Annotated in this window: 15 protein-coding genes; 5 read left to right on the top strand and 10 right to left on the bottom strand. The window is 68.9% G+C overall.

Annotated features, from left to right (window positions below):
• Positions 1-64: 64 nt before the first annotated feature.
• Positions 65-2242 (bottom strand): primosomal protein N', encoded by a 2178-nt coding sequence (locus AC5P9C_RS08785; RefSeq protein WP_414615127.1) that lies wholly within the window; start codon positions 2240-2242, stop codon positions 65-67.
• A 412-nt stretch (positions 2243-2654) separates the two neighbouring features.
• Here AC5P9C_RS08785 and AC5P9C_RS08780 point away from each other — a divergent pair, with 412 nt between their 5' ends.
• From AC5P9C_RS08780 to sppA, 4 genes are all read left to right on the top strand, one after another.
• A complete protein-coding gene (locus tag AC5P9C_RS08780; protein WP_343543927.1) occupies positions 2655-3665 on the top strand; it encodes a hypothetical protein in 1011 nt (336 codons plus the stop codon).
• On the top strand, positions 3658-4242 hold the full coding sequence (locus AC5P9C_RS08775; RefSeq protein ID WP_049470960.1) for a DUF3106 domain-containing protein: 585 nt from the start codon (positions 3658-3660) through the stop codon (positions 4240-4242). Before AC5P9C_RS08780 ends, AC5P9C_RS08775 begins: the two co-directional genes overlap by 8 nt.
• 207 nt (positions 4243-4449) lie before the next feature.
• Positions 4450-5814, top strand: coding sequence for an MATE family efflux transporter (locus tag AC5P9C_RS08770; protein WP_049470962.1), 1365 nt, complete (start codon positions 4450-4452; stop codon positions 5812-5814).
• A gap of 114 nt (positions 5815-5928) precedes the next feature.
• Complete coding sequence (gene sppA, locus AC5P9C_RS08765; protein WP_049470964.1) at positions 5929-7851, top strand: signal peptide peptidase SppA; 1923 nt, start codon at positions 5929-5931, stop codon at positions 7849-7851.
• A 99-nt stretch (positions 7852-7950) separates the two neighbouring features.
• Here sppA and AC5P9C_RS08760 read toward each other — a convergent pair whose 3' ends face one another.
• A complete protein-coding gene (locus tag AC5P9C_RS08760) occupies positions 7951-8163 on the bottom strand; it encodes a hypothetical protein (protein ID WP_049470965.1) in 213 nt (70 codons plus the stop codon).
• Positions 8164-8274: 111 nt separating this feature from the next.
• Between AC5P9C_RS08760 and AC5P9C_RS08755 the strand changes: the two genes are divergently transcribed.
• Entirely contained in the window at positions 8275-9051 is a 777-nt protein-coding gene (locus AC5P9C_RS08755; protein ID WP_049470967.1) for an SDR family oxidoreductase, read from the top strand.
• Between the two features lie 93 nt (positions 9052-9144).
• Here the strand turns inward: AC5P9C_RS08755 and AC5P9C_RS08750 are convergent, their stop codons facing one another.
• From AC5P9C_RS08750 to dprA, 8 genes are all read right to left on the bottom strand, one after another.
• Positions 9145-9858, bottom strand: coding sequence for a hypothetical protein (locus AC5P9C_RS08750; protein ID WP_049471039.1), 714 nt, complete (start codon positions 9856-9858; stop codon positions 9145-9147).
• A 34-nt stretch (positions 9859-9892) separates the two neighbouring features.
• Complete coding sequence (locus AC5P9C_RS08745) at positions 9893-10582, bottom strand: DUF4124 domain-containing protein (protein ID WP_049470968.1); 690 nt, start codon at positions 10580-10582, stop codon at positions 9893-9895.
• Between the two features lie 43 nt (positions 10583-10625).
• Positions 10626-11216: an L-threonylcarbamoyladenylate synthase type 1 TsaC gene (gene tsaC / locus AC5P9C_RS08740; protein WP_080355598.1), complete on the bottom strand. Its 591-nt coding sequence runs from the start codon at positions 11214-11216 to the stop codon at positions 10626-10628.
• 152 nt (positions 11217-11368) lie between these two features.
• Positions 11369-13852 carry a DNA topoisomerase I gene (locus AC5P9C_RS08735; RefSeq protein ID WP_343541028.1) on the bottom strand — a complete coding sequence of 828 codons (2484 nt, stop codon included), beginning with the start codon at positions 13850-13852 and terminating at the stop codon, positions 11369-11371.
• Positions 13853-14045: 193 nt separating this feature from the next.
• The gene (locus AC5P9C_RS08730) at positions 14046-14975 is read right to left on the bottom strand and encodes an RDD family protein (protein ID WP_057493866.1); all 930 of its coding nucleotides are present in this window, start codon (positions 14973-14975) and stop codon (positions 14046-14048) included.
• Positions 14976-15024: 49 nt separating this feature from the next.
• The gene (locus AC5P9C_RS08725) at positions 15025-15783 is read right to left on the bottom strand and encodes a pilin (protein ID WP_064239351.1); all 759 of its coding nucleotides are present in this window, start codon (positions 15781-15783) and stop codon (positions 15025-15027) included.
• 39 nt (positions 15784-15822) lie between these two features.
• Complete coding sequence (locus tag AC5P9C_RS08720; protein ID WP_005419622.1) at positions 15823-16296, bottom strand: DUF494 family protein; 474 nt, start codon at positions 16294-16296, stop codon at positions 15823-15825.
• Positions 16297-16339: 43 nt separating this feature from the next.
• Positions 16340-17467: a DNA-processing protein DprA gene (gene dprA, locus AC5P9C_RS08715; RefSeq protein ID WP_343541030.1), complete on the bottom strand. Its 1128-nt coding sequence runs from the start codon at positions 17465-17467 to the stop codon at positions 16340-16342.
• Positions 17468-17597: the final 130 nt, after the last annotated feature.

Below are 17597 nucleotides of genomic sequence, written 5' to 3'. Positions count from 1 at the left end.
TCGGGGTCAGAGCCCTTTCCTGCGGAAAGGGATCCGGCCCCGATAACCAAGGGGCTCTGACCCCTCAATACAGATCCGTCGGATCCACATCCAGCGACCAGCGCACCTTGCGGGCTTCCGGCAGCGCGTACAGCTGCGGTACCAGTTGCGAAAGCACGCCATGCAGGGGCGGTCGCTGCAGGGCCGACAGCAGCAGCTGCGTGCGCTGGTAGCCGGCGCGGCGTGGCATCGGTGCGGGCATCGGCCCGTAGGCCTCGACCACGTCCTGTTCGCCCAGCAGCTGCCGCGCGGCCAGCAGGAATGCATTGGCATGCTCCACCTGCTGCGCTTCAGCACGCACCAACGCCAGATGCGCGAATGGCGGGAACCCGGCCGCCTGGCGCTGGTTCAACTCGGCCTGCGCAAACGGGTGGTAGCCACCGCTGACCAGGGTTTCCAGCAGTGGATGCCCGGGGTGATGGGTCTGCAGCCAGACCTCGCCGGGGTCACGTGCACGCCCGGCGCGACCGGCCACCTGGATCAGCTGCTGGGCGAGTTTCTCGCTGGCGCGGAAATCGGCCGAGAACAGTCCTTCGTCGATGCCCACCACCACCACCAGGGTCAGCTTGGGCAGGTCGTGGCCCTTGGCCAGGATCTGCGTGCCGACCAGGATGCCGGGTTGGTCGCCCAGTTTTGCCAGCTGCTGTTCCAGCGCGTCGCGTCGCGAGGTGGTGCTGCGGTCGATGCGCACCACCGGGAAGTCGGCGAAGGCGGCGGTGAGGTGCTCTTCCAGGCGTTCGGTGCCGATGCCCTGCGGCTGCAGCGCCAGGCTGCCGCAGGCCGGGCACGCCAGCGGTGCCGGCTGCCGCGCGCCGCAGTGGTGGCATTGCAGGCGCCGGCCCCCGCCATGCACGGTCATCGGCGCGTCGCAGCGCTGGCACGGCGCAGTCCAGCCGCAGTCATGGCACAGCAGCACCGGCGCGTAGCCGCGGCGGTTCTTGAACACCAGCACCTGCTGGCCACGCTGCAGGTGCTCGCCGATGCCGGCCAGCACATCGGCCGAGAGGCCGTCATGCAGCGGCCGCTTGCGTACATCGAGGATACGCACGCGCGGTGGCCGCGCATCGCCGGCACGCTGCTTCAGGCGCAGGTGGGTGTAGCGGCCTGCATAGGCGTTGTGCAGGGTTTCCAGCGAGGGCGTGGCGCTGCCGAGCAGTACCGGAATGCCCAGCGCCTTGGCCCGGACCAGGGCGAAATCGCGCGCGTGGTAGCGGATGCCATCCTGCTGCTTGTAGCTGCCGTCGTGTTCCTCGTCGACGATCAGCAGGCCGGCCTGCGGCAACGGCGTGAACACCGCCGAGCGGGTGCCGACGATGACCCGCGCTTCGCCGCGAGAGGCCGCTGCCCAGACGCGCGCGCGCTCGTTGTCGTTCAAGCCCGAATGCAGCGCATGCACCGCAATGCCGAGGCGACCACGGAAGCGCGCCAGGGTCTGTGGGGTGAGGCCGATTTCCGGTACCAGCACCAGCGCCTGCCTGCCGTGCGCCAGGCAATGGATGATCGCCTGCAGGTAGACCTCGGTCTTGCCGCTGCCGGTCACGCCATCGAGCAGGAACGGCTGGAAGCCTTCGGCGGCGGTGATCGCGGCCACGGCGGCGGCCTGGTCCGGGTTGAGGGTAGGGCCCGGCAGCGGCTGCGCGTGTTGGGGCGCCACTGCCAGCGCGACGCGCTCGGCCAGGGCGCGCTTGGCCAGGCTGCGTGCGGCAGTGCGCCAATCCTCCATGCGTTCGCCCAGCACGTCTTCATCGACGATGGCGTCGGCCAGCAGTTCGGCCAATTGCCGCGGCCGGCTGCCGGCGCGCAGCGTCGCACGCTGGGCATGGCCCTCGGCTGTCAGCTGCCAGCCCCAATGGTGGGTGTCGGGGAGGGCCTCACCATGCCGCAGCGGACCGGGCAGGGCGGTGCTGACGACCTCGCCCAGCGGCGCGTGGGTGTAGCGCGCCAGCCATTGCAGGCTTTGCCACAGCTCGCCCTGCAGCAACGGCTGCGGGTCGCACCACGCCAGGGCCTGGCGCAGCCCCTGCCCGTCGTCCGTCTGGCCGTGGCCAGTCACGACACCGACCAGCTCCCGGTTGCCGAACGGCACTTTCAGGCGGCAGCCGACCGCAATCGCAGGGCCATCGCCTTCCGGTGGCAGGTAGTCGAACAGGCGCGGCAGCGGGACGGGCAGGGCGACCTGCAGGGTCGGAATCGGTGAAAGCATCGGGCCAGTGTACCGGGCCATGCGCGCGCGGATGGCAGCGGACGGGGCGACCGGAGGGCGTCCGTTGAATCATAAATGTCACCTAAATATCGGTGTCCATTGGAGATTCAGTCTTATCCACATGTTCTGTGGATAACGTTGTGCGTTACCGGCCAGCGGACGCGCAGGAGGCCGATGACGACGGCCTCACGCTCGGGTTGGTCAAAAAATCGCCACACAGCAAAAGTAATCAAAATCAACAACTTATGTGTGAAACAAAGCTGAAACAGAGTGAATTCAGGCGGATGCCGCAGTTTTCCCCGAAACCTGCGTGGTGCTGTGCACAACCTGCAGCACGAAGTGCCGGTGGGCGCAAGTCCTACGGGCGTCGATTGCCTGCCGCTATCATGCCGGCAGACCTCTGGAGTGACCGATGACGGCTGTGCCCGCCCCTGTTTCCTCGACCGCGGCCGGCGCGCTGTCGGCGTTCCTGCGTGGCGTCGAGCGCCGCGCCCTGGTGGTGGCTGAACTGCAGTGCGGCGACGCTGCCCGTGCCGAGCAGACGCTGGTCGCGGTGATGCGCGCGTTCGCGGCCGTTGCCAGCGACCTGCCGATGGCGCAGTGGCCGACCCGCTTCTGGACCCTGCTGGGGCAACGCCAGGCACTGCGCGAACCGGTGGGCGGGCAGTGGGCCGCGCCGTTGGCCGCGCTGGGCGGGATGGCGCCGCTGCCGCGCCTGGCGCTGCTGCTGCGGGTGGGCGGCAGCCTCGACGAGGGCATTGCCATGCGCGTGCTCGACCAGGACGAGGCCGGCTACCAGCACCTGCTGGCCGACGCGTGCCCGCGTGATGCCCATGGCCAGCCCGACGCCGCGGCCTGGCGCCAGCTGGCCGAGCAGGTGCAGGCGCGTATCCGTGAACTGCCGGCCACGCGCCTGCAGCAGCTCCAGCAGCCGGCCGCACCCGTCGCGCACAACGAGGCGCCGACGTCCAGCTGGCGCGCTCCCCAGCGCGACGAGCGGGCCACCGCCCACGCCAACGCCAAGCGCCGTCGGGCGAGTGCCAAGCCGCGCTGGCGCGGTCCGCTGATCCTGCTGGCGACCGTGGCAGTGCTGCTGGCCGCGGCGCTGGGGTGGCGCTACCTGCAGGGGCATTCCATCGGCAGTGATGCGCCGCTGCCGGAGGGCGTCGTGGGCGAAGCCGGTCCGGTGACCGTGGAAGCGCTGCCGCCGAGCAAGGTCAATGCCACGCCGGACGCGACCCACGCCCAAGCCCATGACGACGCAGCGATGCTGGCCGATCGTGACTACCCGCTGGTCGTCGATGCCGACCTGTATGCGTGGACCGCCGCCGGCGGCCCGCTGCCGGTGGACGAATCGCAGTCCAGGCCAAGCCGGCCGGAGCCGGCCAGTGCCGCGCTGGAAACCGCTGCCGCCGATGAATAAGTCCATGTTCGCCAGCCTGCTGCTGGCCCTGCCGCTGTCCCTGTCCGCCGCACCGCAGTCGTTGAGCGTGCCGTTGCCGCCACCGGTCCCGGGCAGTTCGCCGGCCACGCCGGCGTCGGCCGCTGCTACTCCAGCCCCTGCGGAGTTCGCCCAGCTGGATGCGCAGCAGCAGCGCCAGCGCCGCGCCGACTACGCCGCCTGGCGCGCATTGCCGGAAGCCGAGCGCGAGCGCATCCGCCAGGCCGCCGCGCGCTTCAATGCGCTGCCGGCCGATCAACAGCAGCGCATGCGGCAGCAGTTCCAGGCACAGGACCAGGCGTTCCGCGACGGATGGCGGCTGGGCCCGCAGCTGGGCCTGGAGTTCCCCAAGCTGCACGGACTGTTCGGATTCGTGCCGCCGGAGCAACGCGAGTCGGCGCTGGCCGTGCTGCGCCAACTCAGCCCGGCGCAGCTGGCCCAGCTGACCCTGGTCGCGCAGCGCACGCCGCCGCAGGAACGCGATGCGGTACGCAGCGCCTTCCTCGCGGTACCCGCCGCCGAACGCGACAGCTGGCTCAAGCGCCAGGCCGGCCAGTAGAAAAAGGGGACGGAGGGGATTAAGTCGTATCAGGCCAGTCAGTGCCGAATGCGACTTAATCCCCTCCGTCCCCTTTTTGCTTGGGGCAGCCGCAACCTCGCATTCACGCCATGTCATGGGAATGCACGCGCTGCCCGCGTAAGATGGGCGCCCGCAACCCGGTGCCTGTGCCCTTCGCGCGCAACCGCAGTTCGCGTCAAGCACCTTATGTCTACTGCAACCTCCACGCCGCGCTTCAGCAAGGAAGTCGGCGCCACCGGTCTGCTCGCCCTGCCGCTCGTGCTGGGCCATGTGTCCACCGGTCTGATCTCCTTCGTCGACAACGTGATTGCCGGCCACCACGCCACGGCCACCCTTGCCGCAGTCACCATCGGTACGGCGCTGCTGTGGCTGCCGATGCTGATTCCGATCGGCACCCTGATCTCGCTCACCGCCTCGGTGTCGCAGCTGCACGGCGCCGGCCGCGAGCGCGAGATCGGCCCGCTGTTCCGCCAGGCACTGTGGCTGGCGCTGGGGCTGGGGCTGATCATGTTCACCTTCCTCACCGTGGTGCCGCCGCTGCTGCCCTCGTTCGGCATCGCGCCGGACATCGTGCCGGGGGCGACCGCGTTCCTGCACGCGGTGCGCTGGGGCGGGCCCGCGCTGACCCTGTACTTCTGCATGCGTTACCTGAGCGAAGGCATGCACTGGACGTTGCCGACCATGCTGCTCGGCTTCGGCGGCCTGCTGGTGCTGGCGCCGATGGGCTACGTACTGGCCAACGGCAAGCTCGGTTTCCCCGAACTGGGTGCGGAAGGCCTGGGCATCGCTTCGGCGGTGATGATGTGGCTGCAGGCCACGGCGTTTGCCCTGTATCTGTGGCGCACCAAGCGCTTTGCCCACCTGCAGCTGTTCTCGCATTTCGAAGGGCCGCGCTGGAAGGCGATCTGGGAGCTGCTGCGCACCGGCCTGCCGATCGGCATCACCGTGCTGATGGAAGGTGGCTTGTTCATCGTCACCGCGTTGCTGATCGGTCGCCTGGGTGCCAATGAAGCGGCGGCGCACCAGATCGCGATCAACGTCGCGCAGCTGTGCTTCATGATTCCGATGGGCGTGGCCGAGGCCACCACCGTGCGCGTCGGCCATGCGGTCGGCCGTGGCGATGGCTTCGGCGTGCGACGCGCGGCCTGGGCCGGTTACGCGATCATCATGGGCACGCAGACGCTGTCGGCGGCGGTGCTGCTGTTCGGCCACGACGCCATCGTCGGCGTGTACACCAACGACCTGGCGGTGGCCGGGCTGGCCTCGACCCTGCTGCTGTACGCGGCCACCTTCCAGTTCCCGGACGGCATCCAGGTACTGTCGGCCGGTGCGCTGCGCGGCCTGAAGGACACCCGCGTGCCGATGTTCATCGCCATGTTCGCGTACTGGGGCCTGGGCATGCCGCTCGGCGCCGGGCTCGGCCTGGGGCTGGGCATGGGCCCGCAGGGCATGTGGATCGGCCTGATCGTCGGCCTGACTGCCGCTGCCATCCTGATGGGCTGGCGCCTGCGCCGCAGCAGCCTGCGCATCGGCCAGTCGATGCTGTCCTGATCGTCCCGCCCGCCTGCCCACCCATGGCGGGCGATCCCCTGACTTGTGTCCGATGCCGCATCACGCGGCAACGGCTATGCTGGTACCACGGCAAGAAGCCATCCGGAGCGTTCCATGAATCAACCCGTGCCCCCGCTGCCCCCGGCGCGTCGCAATCCCGTCGCCAGTTTCTTCATCGGGCTGTGGGACGTCATGAACTTCACCCGCCGGTTGATCCTCAACCTGGTGTTCTTCGGCCTGCTGTTCCTGCTGCTGGTGATGTTCGTCATCGCCGCCGGCATGGGCGCCGGTGCCAGCAAGTCGCTGCAGGACCGCACCACGCTGGTGATCGCGCCGGAGGGGCGCCTGGTCGAGCAGTTCAGCGCCGATCCGGTCAGCCGCGCGCTGGCCAAGGCGGTGGGTGACAACGGTGCCGAAGAGATCCAGCTGCGCGACCTGCTGCGGGTGATCGAGTCGGCCAAGGAAGACAAGAAGATCGAGCGCGTGGTGCTGGAACTGGACAAGCTGCAGCCGTCCGGCTTCGCCTCGCTGCGTGAGGTGGCCGCCGCGCTGCAGGACCTGCGCGCGTCCGGCAAGCAGCTGGTGGCCTACAGCGAGAGCATGGGCCAGTCGCAGTACCTGCTGGCCGCGCAGGCCGACGAGGTCTACCTGGACCCGATGGGCTCGGTCGTGCTCGAGGGCCTCGGCCGCTACCGCCAGTATTTCCGCACCGGCCTGCAGGACAAGCTGGGCGTGGACGTACACCTGTTCAAGGTGGGCGAGTACAAGTCCGCAGCCGAGCCGTACGTGCTCGACGCGGCGTCACCGGCCTCCAAGGAAGCCGACCTGTTCTGGATGAACGACGTCTGGCAGCGTTACCTGGGCGACATCGCCAAGGCCCGCCGCCTGGATCCGGCACAGCTGGCCGCCGGCATCGACACGCTGCCGGAAGGCATTGCCGCCGCCGGTGGCGACCTGGCCAAGTTCGCGCTGCAGCAGAAGCTGGTGACCGCGCTGAAGACCCGCGAGGAATTCGAGGATCTGATGATCGAGCGCGGCGTCGCCGACGACGATGCCGACGGCGGTTTCCGCAACGTCGACTTCGGCCGTTACCTGGCCCTGCTCGACGCCCGTCGCAACCCGGTGGACTCGCGTCCGCAGGTGGCGGTGGTGGTGGCGTCCGGCGAGATCAGCGGTGGTGACCTGCCGGCCGGCCGCATCGGTGGCGAGTCGACCTCGGCGCTGCTGCGTGCCGCGCGTGACGACGAGAACGTGAAGTCGGTGGTGCTGCGCGTGGATTCGCCCGGTGGTGAAGTGTTCGCCTCCGAGCAGATCCGTCGTGAAGTGGTGGCCCTGCAGGCCGCTGGCAAGCCGGTGGTGGTGTCGATGGGCGACCTGGCCGCCTCCGGTGGCTACTGGATCAGCATGAACGCCGATCGCATCTATGCCGATCCGTCGACCATCACCGGTTCGATCGGCATCTTCGGCATGGTGCCGAACTTCAGCCGCGCGCTGGACAAGATCGGCGTGCACACCGACGGTGTCGGCACCACCCGTTTCGCCGGGGCTTTCGACGTCACCCGGCCGATGGACCCGGCAGTGGGCCAGGTCATCCAGACGGTGATCAACAAGGGCTACGCCGACTTCACCGGCCGTGTCGCCGACGCCCGCAAGAAGCCGGTCGAGGCCGTCGACGAAGTGGCCCGTGGCCGCGTCTGGAGCGGCGCGCAGGCCAAGGAACGCGGCCTGGTCGATGCCTTTGGCGGGCTGAAGGATGCCGTGGCCGACGCGGCCAGCCGCGCCAAGCTCGGCAAGGCCGATGCCTATCGCGTGCGCTACATCGAGAAGGCGGCCACGCCGTTCGCGCAGTTCGTCAGCGGGTTCGCCGGCAGCCGGGCCGGTGCGTGGATGCTGGCCGATTCGGGCGTGGCGCGGATGATGCTGGCCCGCACGATGCCGGACGTGGATACGCAGCTGCGCTTCGTCGAGAACGCCGCCCGCGAGAAGGGCAACGGTGCACCGGTGAAGGCGCTGGCGTACTGCTTCTGCGGGTTCTGATCGGCAGCAGTAGTGAATGAAAACGCCCGGCTCAGGCCGGGCGTTTTTCGTTGATGGGGCCGGACCCCTCTGCAGCGCATAGGGCTCTGACCCGACAGGTCACTGCGTCGCGTCAGCCTCGGCCTTGCGCTCGCTCGCAGCGGCGTCATCGACAGTCTTCTGCACGCCCTTGGCGCGGTCCAGCGGCTGCTGGATCGCGCGTGCCATGGCCTGCGGTTCCGGCGGCTTCTCCGGGTTCGGCGTGGGCGGACGCTGGCAGGCCGACAGCAGCACGGTGGCCAGCAGGGATGTGGACAGGATCAGGATGCGCATGGCGGCACTCCGTGATGGGCGTGCGCGCAGTGTCGCATCTACCGCAGGCGGCTGCCGTGAGCGCGTATCCTTGTGGCATCGGAACACAGTGGGCCCGGCCCCGGAGGACACATGACCCAGCAACGGTGGCGCCTGGACGGCCAGACCGCCCTGATCACCGGCGCCAGTGCCGGCATCGGCCTGGCCATCGCGCATGAACTGGCCGGGTTCGGTGCCGACCTGATGATCGTCGGCCGCGATATCGACATGCTGGAGACCGCGCGCGACGAGTTGCTGGACGTATATCCGCAGATGCAGGTCCACGCGCTGGCCGCCGATGTCTCCGATGACGAAGACCGCCGGCAGATCCTGGACTGGGTGGAAGACCACAGCGATGGCCTGCACATCCTGGTCAACAACGCCGGTGGCAACGTCACCAAGGCGGCCACGGAGTATTCCGAGGACGAATGGCGCCAGATCTTCGAGACCAACCTGTTCTCGGCCTTCGAGCTGTCGCGCTACGCGCACCCGCTGCTGGCTCGGCACGCGTCGTCGTCGATCGTCAATGTCGGCAGCGTTTCCGGCCTGACCCATGTGCGCAGTGGCGTGGTCTACGGCATGAGCAAGGCGGCGATGCACCAGATGACCCGCAACCTCGCGGTCGAATGGGCCGAGGACGGCATCCGGGTCAACGCGGTGGCGCCCTGGTACATCCGCACCCGGCGCACCTCCGGCCCGTTGTCGGACCCGGACTACTACGAGGAAGTGATCAACCGTACGCCGATGCGCCGTATCGGCGAGCCGGAGGAAGTGGCCGCCGCCGTCGGCTTCCTGTGCCTGCCGGCGGCCAGCTACGTCACCGGCGAGTGCATCGCAGTGGATGGCGGCTTCCTGCGCTACGGGTTCTGATCTTCCGGTGGTCGTGCCGGCCGCTGGCCGGCAACTGCAATCATCTGAAAATCCTGCGATTGCCGGCCAGCGGCCGGCACGACCGGATGGTTGTCACCCCGGTACCGGGCAGTTGCTGGCCTCCAGCACGCCCTGCAGTCGTTCGCGCTCGCCGCGCGCCGTGTCGCGGTTTTCCGGCGAGGCGAACCGCTCACGCCCCCGCGCATCGCGGAAGCGTTGCTGCCAACTGCTGCAGCGCTGCGCTTCCGGCAGCGCCTCGCAGCGGTCGCGCACCACCTCGCAGCCGGCGGCGTTGACCGGCGTGGCGCCGCCCAGGCCCTGTACGGTCATCAGTTCGCAGCGTCCGGGGGCGGCTTCGTACTCGTGCAGGTAGCCGCCGCCCTGGCTGTCGGTGCACTGGAAGATCGGTGGCAGCGGCGGCTTCGGCGGCGCATGGCTGTCTGGCGCGGCATCGGCCTGGCGCGGCAGCGCTGCACTGTCGAGTATCAGATCGCCGCCTTCGCGTTCGACCATGCCGGCTTCCATGATCGTGCGCCCTTCACCGGGGCGGCGAGGTGCGGGTGCGGGAACGGATGGCGCAGTGGCCGCGGCCGGTTCGGGCGCGGCCGGCACGGGTGCCGCTGAGGCCGGCGCCGGCGGAGCACTGGCCGGCACCCGCACCACCTGCTGCTTGCTGCCGGTCGGGCAGGGCGTGCGTTGCAGGGTGGGCACATCGCTGCTGCTGGAGGTACAGCGGTAGATCACCCCGTCGTCGGCCAACGCGTTGCCGGCGAACAGGCCCAGGGCCAGCCAGATCGGATTCTTCATGCGCACAGCGTACATGCCCCGGCAGGCATCGCGCTCAGCGTTCGCAGTCCCGCGACAGGCGCGCGTCGATGCCACGCTGTTCGTTGCTGATGTCCGTGCGCTCGCTCTGCAGCGCGCTGTTGTAGCGGCGATCCAGTTCCCAGCGGCGGTCACGCAGGCGCGCGCAGACCTCCTGCGGCGGCAGCGCATGGCAGCTGTCACGGACCAGCACGCTGCCGGCCGGCACCTGCACGCCGACGCCCACCGCGGGCGGCCGGTAGCCGGCGCCTTCACCGATCGGCGCACCGACCGGCGTGCCGAAGCCCGGGCGTGGACCGGGATGGACCGCGCCGTGGTGCCCGTGCGGGAGCCACACGCTGGTCCACAATGGGACCCAGCGCGGATTGCCCTCGTTGCTGTCGCTGGTGTAGCGGCGACCGTCGTCGCTCACGCACTCGTACAACGGCTGTGGCGGCTGGATGTAGACGTGGCGGACTTCGCGATCGCGCATCACCGGAGCCTCGCTGGGCGCTGCGGGAGGGGCGTCACTGCGCACCACCCGCGGCGCGGGATCACGGGGCCGCTGCAGGTCGCGGACTTCCTGCCGGCCGCTGCTGCACGGCCTGTCCTGCAGGGCGACGGCGCCATTGCTGGCGACACAGCGGTACACGCGCACGTCCTCGGCGGCCAGTGCGGTCGAGGACAGCAGCAGGCACAGGCCCAGGGCGGTGCGCGGCAGGTTCATGGCGGCAGGGTGCGCGATTGTGCGCGGCAGTGCAATCGCCCGCTCAGGAGCGCAGCACGTTCCCGCTGAGCGCGTCGCGGATGGGGGTCGGCTGGGCCAGGCCGCCGGTTTCGCCGTCGAGCAGGCCATCGAGCAGGCGCAGCAGGCGCGGATCGAGTTCGGCACGGCTGCGGGCCGGCGGCTCACCGGCCAGGTTGGCGCTGGTGGAGACCAGAGGACCGCCCCAGGCGCGGCACAGTGCAGCCACCAGCGGGTGGGCACTGATGCGCACGGCGATGCCGCTGTGCTCACCGGTGACCCAGGGCTTGGCGCGCGGACCGGTCGGCAGGATCCAGGTGTTGGCCCCCGGCCAGCTGGCCAGGACCGCGCGCTGGCGGGCGTCGGGCAGTGCCTGCAGGCGCACCCAGCCCTCCAGCTGCGACAGGTCGGCGGCCACCAGGATCATGCCCTTCTCGATCGGGCGCTGCTTCAGCCGCAGCACCATGTGCACCGCCGCCTCATGCGAGGGGTCGCAGCCCAGGCCCCAGACCGCTTCGGTCGGATAGGCGATCACGCCACCGGCGCGGAGCGTGGCGACAGCGGAGTCCAGGGTGAGTTCTTTCATGGCGGCGACCGGCCCGACGTGGGCCTTCATTATCCTCCTGCGGCGTGCAGAAGGGGTGGACCCTGGCACCGGGTAGTGCCGGCCGCTGGCCGGCATCTGATGCTTCTGGGGTTGCCGGCCAGCGGCCGGCACGACCCCTCATCCACGCATGGCGTGATACAGCATCCACGCATGGCGTGGATCTACTTCTTTGCAGCGGCCTTCTTGGCCGGGGCCTTCTTCGCGGCGGCCTTCTTTACCGCCTTCTTTACTGCGTTCTTGGCAGGCGCTTTCTTGGCCGCGGCCTTCTTCGGCGCCGCTTCCTTCTTCACCGCCGCCTTCTTGGCCGGCGCCTTCTTCGCAGCGGCCTTCTTGGCACCGAAGCCCTTGCGTACCGGCTTGCCGGTTTCTTCCATCAGCTGCTGCACTTCGGCCAGGGTCAGCGATGCCGGCTCGCGATCCTTGGGGATCTTGCCGTTCATCCTGCCGTCGCTGATGTACGGGCCGAAGCGGCCGTTCAGCACCTGGATGTCGCTGCCTTCGAACTCCTTGATGATCCGGTTGCGCGCGATCTCTTCCTTCTCTTCGATCAGGAATACGGCGCGGGCCAGGTCGATGGTGTACGGGTCATCTTCCTTCTTCAGCGAGGCGTAGGTGCTGCCGCGCTTGGCGAACGGACCGAAGCGGCCGATGCCGACGCTGACCGGCTCGCCATTGTCCTCGCCCAGCGCACGCGGCATCAGGAACAGTTCCAGCGCGTCTTCGAGCGAGATGGTGTGCATCGACTGGCCCGGGCGCAGCGAGGCGAACTTGGGCTTTTCCTCGGCGTCCTCCGCCGTGCTGCCGATGGCCGCATAGGGCCCGAAGCGGCCCAGCCGCACGCTGACCGGCTTGCCGGTCTTCGGGTCGGTGCCGAGCTCGCGCGCGCCACTGGCCTCGGCGCGGTCCACCGATTCCTTCTTGTCTTCCACCAGCTCCTTGAACGGCTCCCAGAAGCGGGCCATCAGCGGGATCCACTCTTCTTCGCCACGCGAGACGGCGTCGAGTTCGTCTTCGAGCTTGGCGGTGAAGTCGTAGTCCACGTACTGGGTGAAGTGGCTGGACAGGAACTTGGACACCGCGCGGCCGACGTCGGACGGACGGAAGCTGCGGCCTTCCATTTCCACGTACTTGCGGAACAGCAGGGTCTGGATGATCGACGCGTAGGTCGACGGACGGCCGATGCCGTACTCTTCCAGCGCCTTCACCAGCGCCGCTTCGGTGTAGCGCGGCGGCGGCTGGGTGAAATGCTGCTCGGCCTGGATGCGCTCCAGCGGCACGCGGTCACCGGGCTTCATCGCCGGCAGCTTGCGGCCCTCGTCCTCGTCCTCGGCGCTCTTGCTGTCCTTGCCTTCCTCGTACACGGCCAGGAAACCGGGCACCACCACCGTGGTGCCGGTGGCACGGAACACGTGCTCGCTGCCAGCGGACAGGTCGACGCTGACGGTATTGAGCGTGGCCGGGATCATCTGGCAGGCGACGGCGCGCTTCCAGATCAGTTCGTACAGGCGGCGCTCGTCGTCGGTCAGGAAGCGCGCCACCTGGGCCGGGGTGCGCAGGGCCGATGTCGGGCGCACCGCTTCGTGCGCTTCCTGGGCGTTCTTCGACTTGGTCTGGTACGTGTTGGGCTGGTCCGGCAGCGAGGCGATGCCGTAGTCACGGGCGATCACGTCGCGGATTTCAGCCAGCGCGTCCTGCGACAGGTTCACCGAGTCGGTACGCATGTACGAGATCAGGCCGACGGTGCCTTCGTCACCGATCGCCACGCCTTCGTACAGCTTCTGCGCCACCTGCATGGTCTTGCGGGTGGTGAAACCGAGCTTGCGCGAAGCTTCCTGCTGCAGGGTGGAGGTGGTGAACGGCGGCGCCGGGCGGCGCTTGCGCTCCTTGCTGGCCACGTCGGTGACATGCAGCGAGCCCTGCGCGGCCTGCTGGATGCGCAGGCGGGCGGCTTCGGCGGTATCGCCGTCGGTAATGGTGAACTGCTCGAATTTCTGCCCGTCCAGCTTGACCAGCTTGGCGTTGAAGTGCTGCGACGGGTGGGCGCACTCGGCGGCGATCGACCAGTATTCGCGGGCGATGAACGCTTCGATCTCTTCCTCGCGCTCGACGATCATGCGCAGCGCCGGGCTCTGCACGCGGCCGGCGGACAGGCCGCGCTGGACCTTGCGCCACAGGACCGGCGACAGGTTGAAACCGACCAGGTAGTCCAGCGCGCGGCGCGCCTGCTGGGCATCGACCAGGTCGCTGGCGATCGCGCGCGGCTGGCTGATCGCTTCCTTGATCGCGCGCGGGGTGATCTCGGTGAACACCACGCGCTGCATCGGCTTGTCCTTGACCAGCCCGCGTTCCTTCAGGATCTCGGCGATATGCCAGCTGATCGCTTCACCCTCGCGATCCGGGTCGGTCGCCAGCAGGATGTCGTCGGCGCCCTTGGCGGCCTTGGCAATCGCATCGACATGCTTTTCATTCTTGTCGATCACGTCGTAGTGCATGGCGAACCCGTTGTCCGGGTCGACCGCGCCTTCCTTCGGAATCAGGTCGCGCACATGCCCATACGAGGCCAGGACGGTGTAGTCCTTGCCGAGGTATTTGTTGATCGTCTTGGCCTTGGCCGGCGATTCAACGATGAGCAGGTGCTTGGGCATGGCAGCAGTGTCTGTGGGGCGAGCCGCAGGGGAGGGGCCGCTAGGGTGGAGCAAACGGCCGCATTAGTGAAGCGGCCACGGACAAATCAATACGCTGAACGCCCGGTAGTGTGCCGGGCGTTCAGGTTTCACCTTATTAGAGGAATCACGCCCGGCCAGCCGCTGTCAAGCAGCCAGGCGTGAGGATGGCCGTTCAGGAGGCCATCTTGGCGATGAAGCCGACCGCGGCGACCAGCAGCGCCAGGCCCGCAAGCATCAGCAGGCCGGTCAGCACCAGGATCACGATGGTGACCGTGCCCAGCTCGCGGCGCTGCAGGTGCGGCTGGTCGGTGTAGGCCCAGCGGTCGACCACCAGGGTGTCGCAGATCATGTCGTGCAGGCCCTGCTTGCGCTCGGTGAAGGCTGCCATCAGGAAGCCGATGCCGAGGGTGAAGCTGCTCAGCAGCATGGCCCAGTAGCGACCGAAGGCGCGGCCTCTGCTCAGGCGTTCGCCGTTGCTGCGCACGACCTTGATGCCGACCGCCATCTTGCCCAGCGTGGCGCCACCCTGCGAGGAATGGAACCAGGTGTAGTAGGCCACGCCGATCACCAGGTTGATCAGGGCGCTGGCCAGCTGCGCGACGATCTCGATGGAGCTTTCGCCGCTGCCCACCGCGCCCATGCTGGCGCCGAGCACCACGCCGATGATGGCGCCGATGATGCCGCCCGGCACGGCCAGCACGAAGTAGTCGATCATGTAGGCCGCCACCCGCTTCCAGAAGCCGGCGTAGACCACTTCCCCGCCTACCACCGGCTGCGGGCCACCGGCAGCGGCGGTGCCCGGGGCGCTGTAGGGCGAGCTGCTGAGCGCGCCGGTGCCCGGCAGCGGTGCAGTGCCGTTGTCGATGGCGGCGTAGTCGCCGCGCAGGTCGAAGCCGCCACTGGCGGTGGCCGTGCTGGCGTCGGCGAGCGTCTGCAGGCCGAGCTCATCGACCACCTGGCGCAAGGCCGCCCACTGGGCCATGCCTTCGCGCCAGACCAGGGTGTCCAGGTTCAGTTGGCCGCGCTGGAAGCGCTGGCGGATCTCCTGGACCGGCAGCGGGCCCTGGCGTTGCTGTCCTTCGGCGTAGTACCACTCAGTCATTGCATGTTCCCTGTTGGGTCGTCCTTGGAGGTGCAGCCGTGCGCGGGGTTCAGCCGCGGCACGACGGCGGCAGGTACTTGTCGTCGCTCTCGCCGCTGCATTGCCAGCGGCCGCTGTCGCGATCGTATTCCAGCCACAGCAGGTCGCCATCGAGGCTCTTGCCGGGCACGGCCAGCGTGGCTTCGATGCCACAGTGGCCATTGTTGAAGCGGCCGATGTTCACCGCCGACAGGCCGGCCTGGGTGAAGTCGCCCGGGGCCGGGAAACCGGCATCGTTGGCACCCGGGCAGCGGCCTTCATCATCGGCGAAATGCTGCACCTGGTCCTTCAGTGGCTGCAGGGCATTGACCGCGGTGGCGACCTTGGCGCGCACGGTGTAGTCGTTGTAGGCAGGCAGTGCGATCGCCGCGAGGATGGCCACGATCGGCACCAGTACCAGCAGCAGCCCGCCGCCGATGATCGCGGTCAGGGCGCAGCCGGAAAGCTTCTTTTTCGGCGGCGGCAGGACGCCGGCCGGGGCCGGGGTGGCATAGGGCGTGGACGGCGGCAGCACCGGCGGCTGCGGCGGCGGGGGTACGGCCGGTTCAGGCTCGGGCTCGGGCTCGGCGACCGGTGCGGCCACGTCCAGCGCCGGCACGATCAGGCCCAGCTCATCGACCACGGTGCGCAACGGCTGCCATTGCGGCAGGCCGTCACGCCAGACCAATGTGTCCAGGGAGATCTGGTTGCTGCGGAACAGCTCGACCAACTGTTCCGCCGGCAGCGGGCCTTGCTGCCGGTTGCCTTCTGCATGGAACCACTCGCTCACGGGGACGCTCCTGAATGCGCTATGCCCCCAAGTGTACGGTCAGTGCAGGGGTTCTGGCTCGTCCATGAACATCTGCGTTTCCATCCAGGCATAGGCCGCTTCGGAGCCGGGCTGGTTGAACAGCACCATCAGCACGACCCACTTCAGGTCGTCCAGGTCCAGTTCGTCCTGGTCCAGGGCCATTGCACGGTCCAGTACCAGCTCGCGCTGGTCGGCGTCGAGGATGCCGTGCTGCTCCAGGTACAGGAGGAAGCCACGGCATTCCACGTCCAGCTTGTCCAGCTCGGGCCCGTGGTAGATGCGCACGGGACCATCGACCCGCGCCTGGGCCACGCTCGGCCGCTGCGCGGCCAGGGCATCGAGCCAGTCGAACGCCTTGTTGATCTCGGTGGGGCTGAAACCGGCCTGGATCAGGCCGTTCTGGAGCGAATCGCGGTCACGGATCAGGTCCGCATCTTCGCTGAAATAGTGTTCAAACAGGTACAGCAGTACATCCAGGATGCTCTCTTTCATTGCCCCTCGGCCTGCGTCGCGCGACGCTGTGGAGGTGAAGAAACTAGGGAGTTCGACAGTAGCGGCCGTGTACGCACACCACGATTCCCGCCAGTTCCATGGCCAGCAGCATGGAGGACACCTGTGACGCCGTCAATCCACAACGCGTGATCAGTGAATCCATACCGCTTGGGTTGTGGTCCAGCGCCCGCCACAAGCACTGGTAGTCAGGGTCGTCGGCCCAGCGCGCCGGCAGGAGCGCCGGCGGTGCCTGTTCAGTGGGGGTGGCCAGGCGCGATTGCAAGCCCGGCAGCTGCTGGCGGAGGGCGGGCGCCAGCAGTTCCAGGACGTCCTCGGGGCGCTCGACCAGCGCGGCGCCCTCACGGATCAGGCGGTGGCAGCCCGCCGCGCACGGGTTCAGCACCGATCCGGGCAGTGCGCAGACCTCGCGGCCTGCCTCGGCGGCCAGCCGCGCGGTGATCAGCGCACCCGAGCGCTGGGCGGCCTCGACCACCACGGTCGCCAGCGCCAGCCCGGCCACCAGCCGGTTGCGTGCGGGAAAGTGGCCGGGGCGGGCGGCCGTGCCGGGCAGGTATTCGCTGAGCACCGCGCCTTCGGCGGCGATGCGCGCCTGCAGCCGGGCGTGGCTGTCCGGATAGGCGCGGTCAGGGCCGGTGCCGATCACCGCCACGGTGCAGCCACCGGCGTCCAGCGTGGCCTGGTGCGCGGCCGCATCGATGCCTGCGGCCAGGCCACTGGTCACGGCCAGGCCGGCCTCGACGAAACAGCCCGCAAAACGCGCGGCCAGTGCGCGCCCGCCCGGGGTGGGGGAACGGCTGCCGACCAGCGCCACCGAGGGGCGCCAGGCCAGGCAGGGATCACCGGCGACGAACAGCGCCAGCGGCGGGTTGGGCACCTCCAGCAGCGATGGCGGAAAGGCCGGATCGGTGCAGGGCAGCAGGTCATGGTTGTCCTGTTCCAGCCAGCGCAGGGTAGCTGCCCAGGCCCGGTGGTCAGGACGTTCCAGTGCGGCGCATTGCTCCGGCGTGCAGCCGTGCGCGCGCCAGTTCGCGCTGCCCTGCGCGATGGCGGCCTGCGCATCGCCCGCGGCCTGCAGCAGGGCCCGTCGTGGCGCCAATGCGCCTCCCGCCATCAACAGGCGCAGCAGCGCCTCATATGCATGCGTGGTCATCCCCTACTATCGGCCGGATACAACGAAGGCGCCCTAGGGCGCCTTCGCATGTGACCGTCAGGGTTTGCCGGAGCGCCCTGCAGGGTCGACTGTCAGTCGAGCATCGCGCCCAGCGCGGGCGTTCTCGAGC

This window comes from Stenotrophomonas sp. YJH_SMC_10 (assembly GCF_059371555.1).
Note: the sequence above shows the minus strand (reverse complement) of the source record. Positions and strands in the feature narration are given on the sequence as shown.

What these genes read in the sequence shown, in the direction of transcription:
- AC5P9C_RS08785 (WP_414615127.1), bottom strand. Translation starts at nt 2,242, where the DNA reads ATGCTTTCACCGATTCCGACCCTGCAGGTCGCCCTGCCCGTCCCGCTG.
- AC5P9C_RS08780 (WP_343543927.1), top strand. Translation starts at nt 2,655, where the DNA reads ATGACGGCTGTGCCCGCCCCTGTTTCCTCGACCGCGGCCGGCGCGCTG.
- AC5P9C_RS08775 (WP_049470960.1), top strand. Translation starts at nt 3,658, where the DNA reads ATGAATAAGTCCATGTTCGCCAGCCTGCTGCTGGCCCTGCCGCTGTCC.
- AC5P9C_RS08770 (WP_049470962.1), top strand. Translation starts at nt 4,450, where the DNA reads ATGTCTACTGCAACCTCCACGCCGCGCTTCAGCAAGGAAGTCGGCGCC.
- sppA (WP_049470964.1), top strand. Translation starts at nt 5,929, where the DNA reads ATGAATCAACCCGTGCCCCCGCTGCCCCCGGCGCGTCGCAATCCCGTC.
- AC5P9C_RS08760 (WP_049470965.1), bottom strand. Translation starts at nt 8,163, where the DNA reads ATGCGCATCCTGATCCTGTCCACATCCCTGCTGGCCACCGTGCTGCTG.
- AC5P9C_RS08755 (WP_049470967.1), top strand. Translation starts at nt 8,275, where the DNA reads ATGACCCAGCAACGGTGGCGCCTGGACGGCCAGACCGCCCTGATCACC.
- AC5P9C_RS08750 (WP_049471039.1), bottom strand. Translation starts at nt 9,858, where the DNA reads ATGAAGAATCCGATCTGGCTGGCCCTGGGCCTGTTCGCCGGCAACGCG.
- AC5P9C_RS08745 (WP_049470968.1), bottom strand. Translation starts at nt 10,582, where the DNA reads ATGAACCTGCCGCGCACCGCCCTGGGCCTGTGCCTGCTGCTGTCCTCG.
- tsaC (WP_080355598.1), bottom strand. Translation starts at nt 11,216, where the DNA reads ATGAAGGCCCACGTCGGGCCGGTCGCCGCCATGAAAGAACTCACCCTG.
- AC5P9C_RS08735 (WP_343541028.1), bottom strand. Translation starts at nt 13,852, where the DNA reads ATGCCCAAGCACCTGCTCATCGTTGAATCGCCGGCCAAGGCCAAGACG.
- AC5P9C_RS08730 (WP_057493866.1), bottom strand. Translation starts at nt 14,975, where the DNA reads ATGACTGAGTGGTACTACGCCGAAGGACAGCAACGCCAGGGCCCGCTG.
- AC5P9C_RS08720 (WP_005419622.1), bottom strand. Translation starts at nt 16,296, where the DNA reads ATGAAAGAGAGCATCCTGGATGTACTGCTGTACCTGTTTGAACACTAT.
- dprA (WP_343541030.1), bottom strand. Translation starts at nt 17,467, where the DNA reads ATGACCACGCATGCATATGAGGCGCTGCTGCGCCTGTTGATGGCGGGA.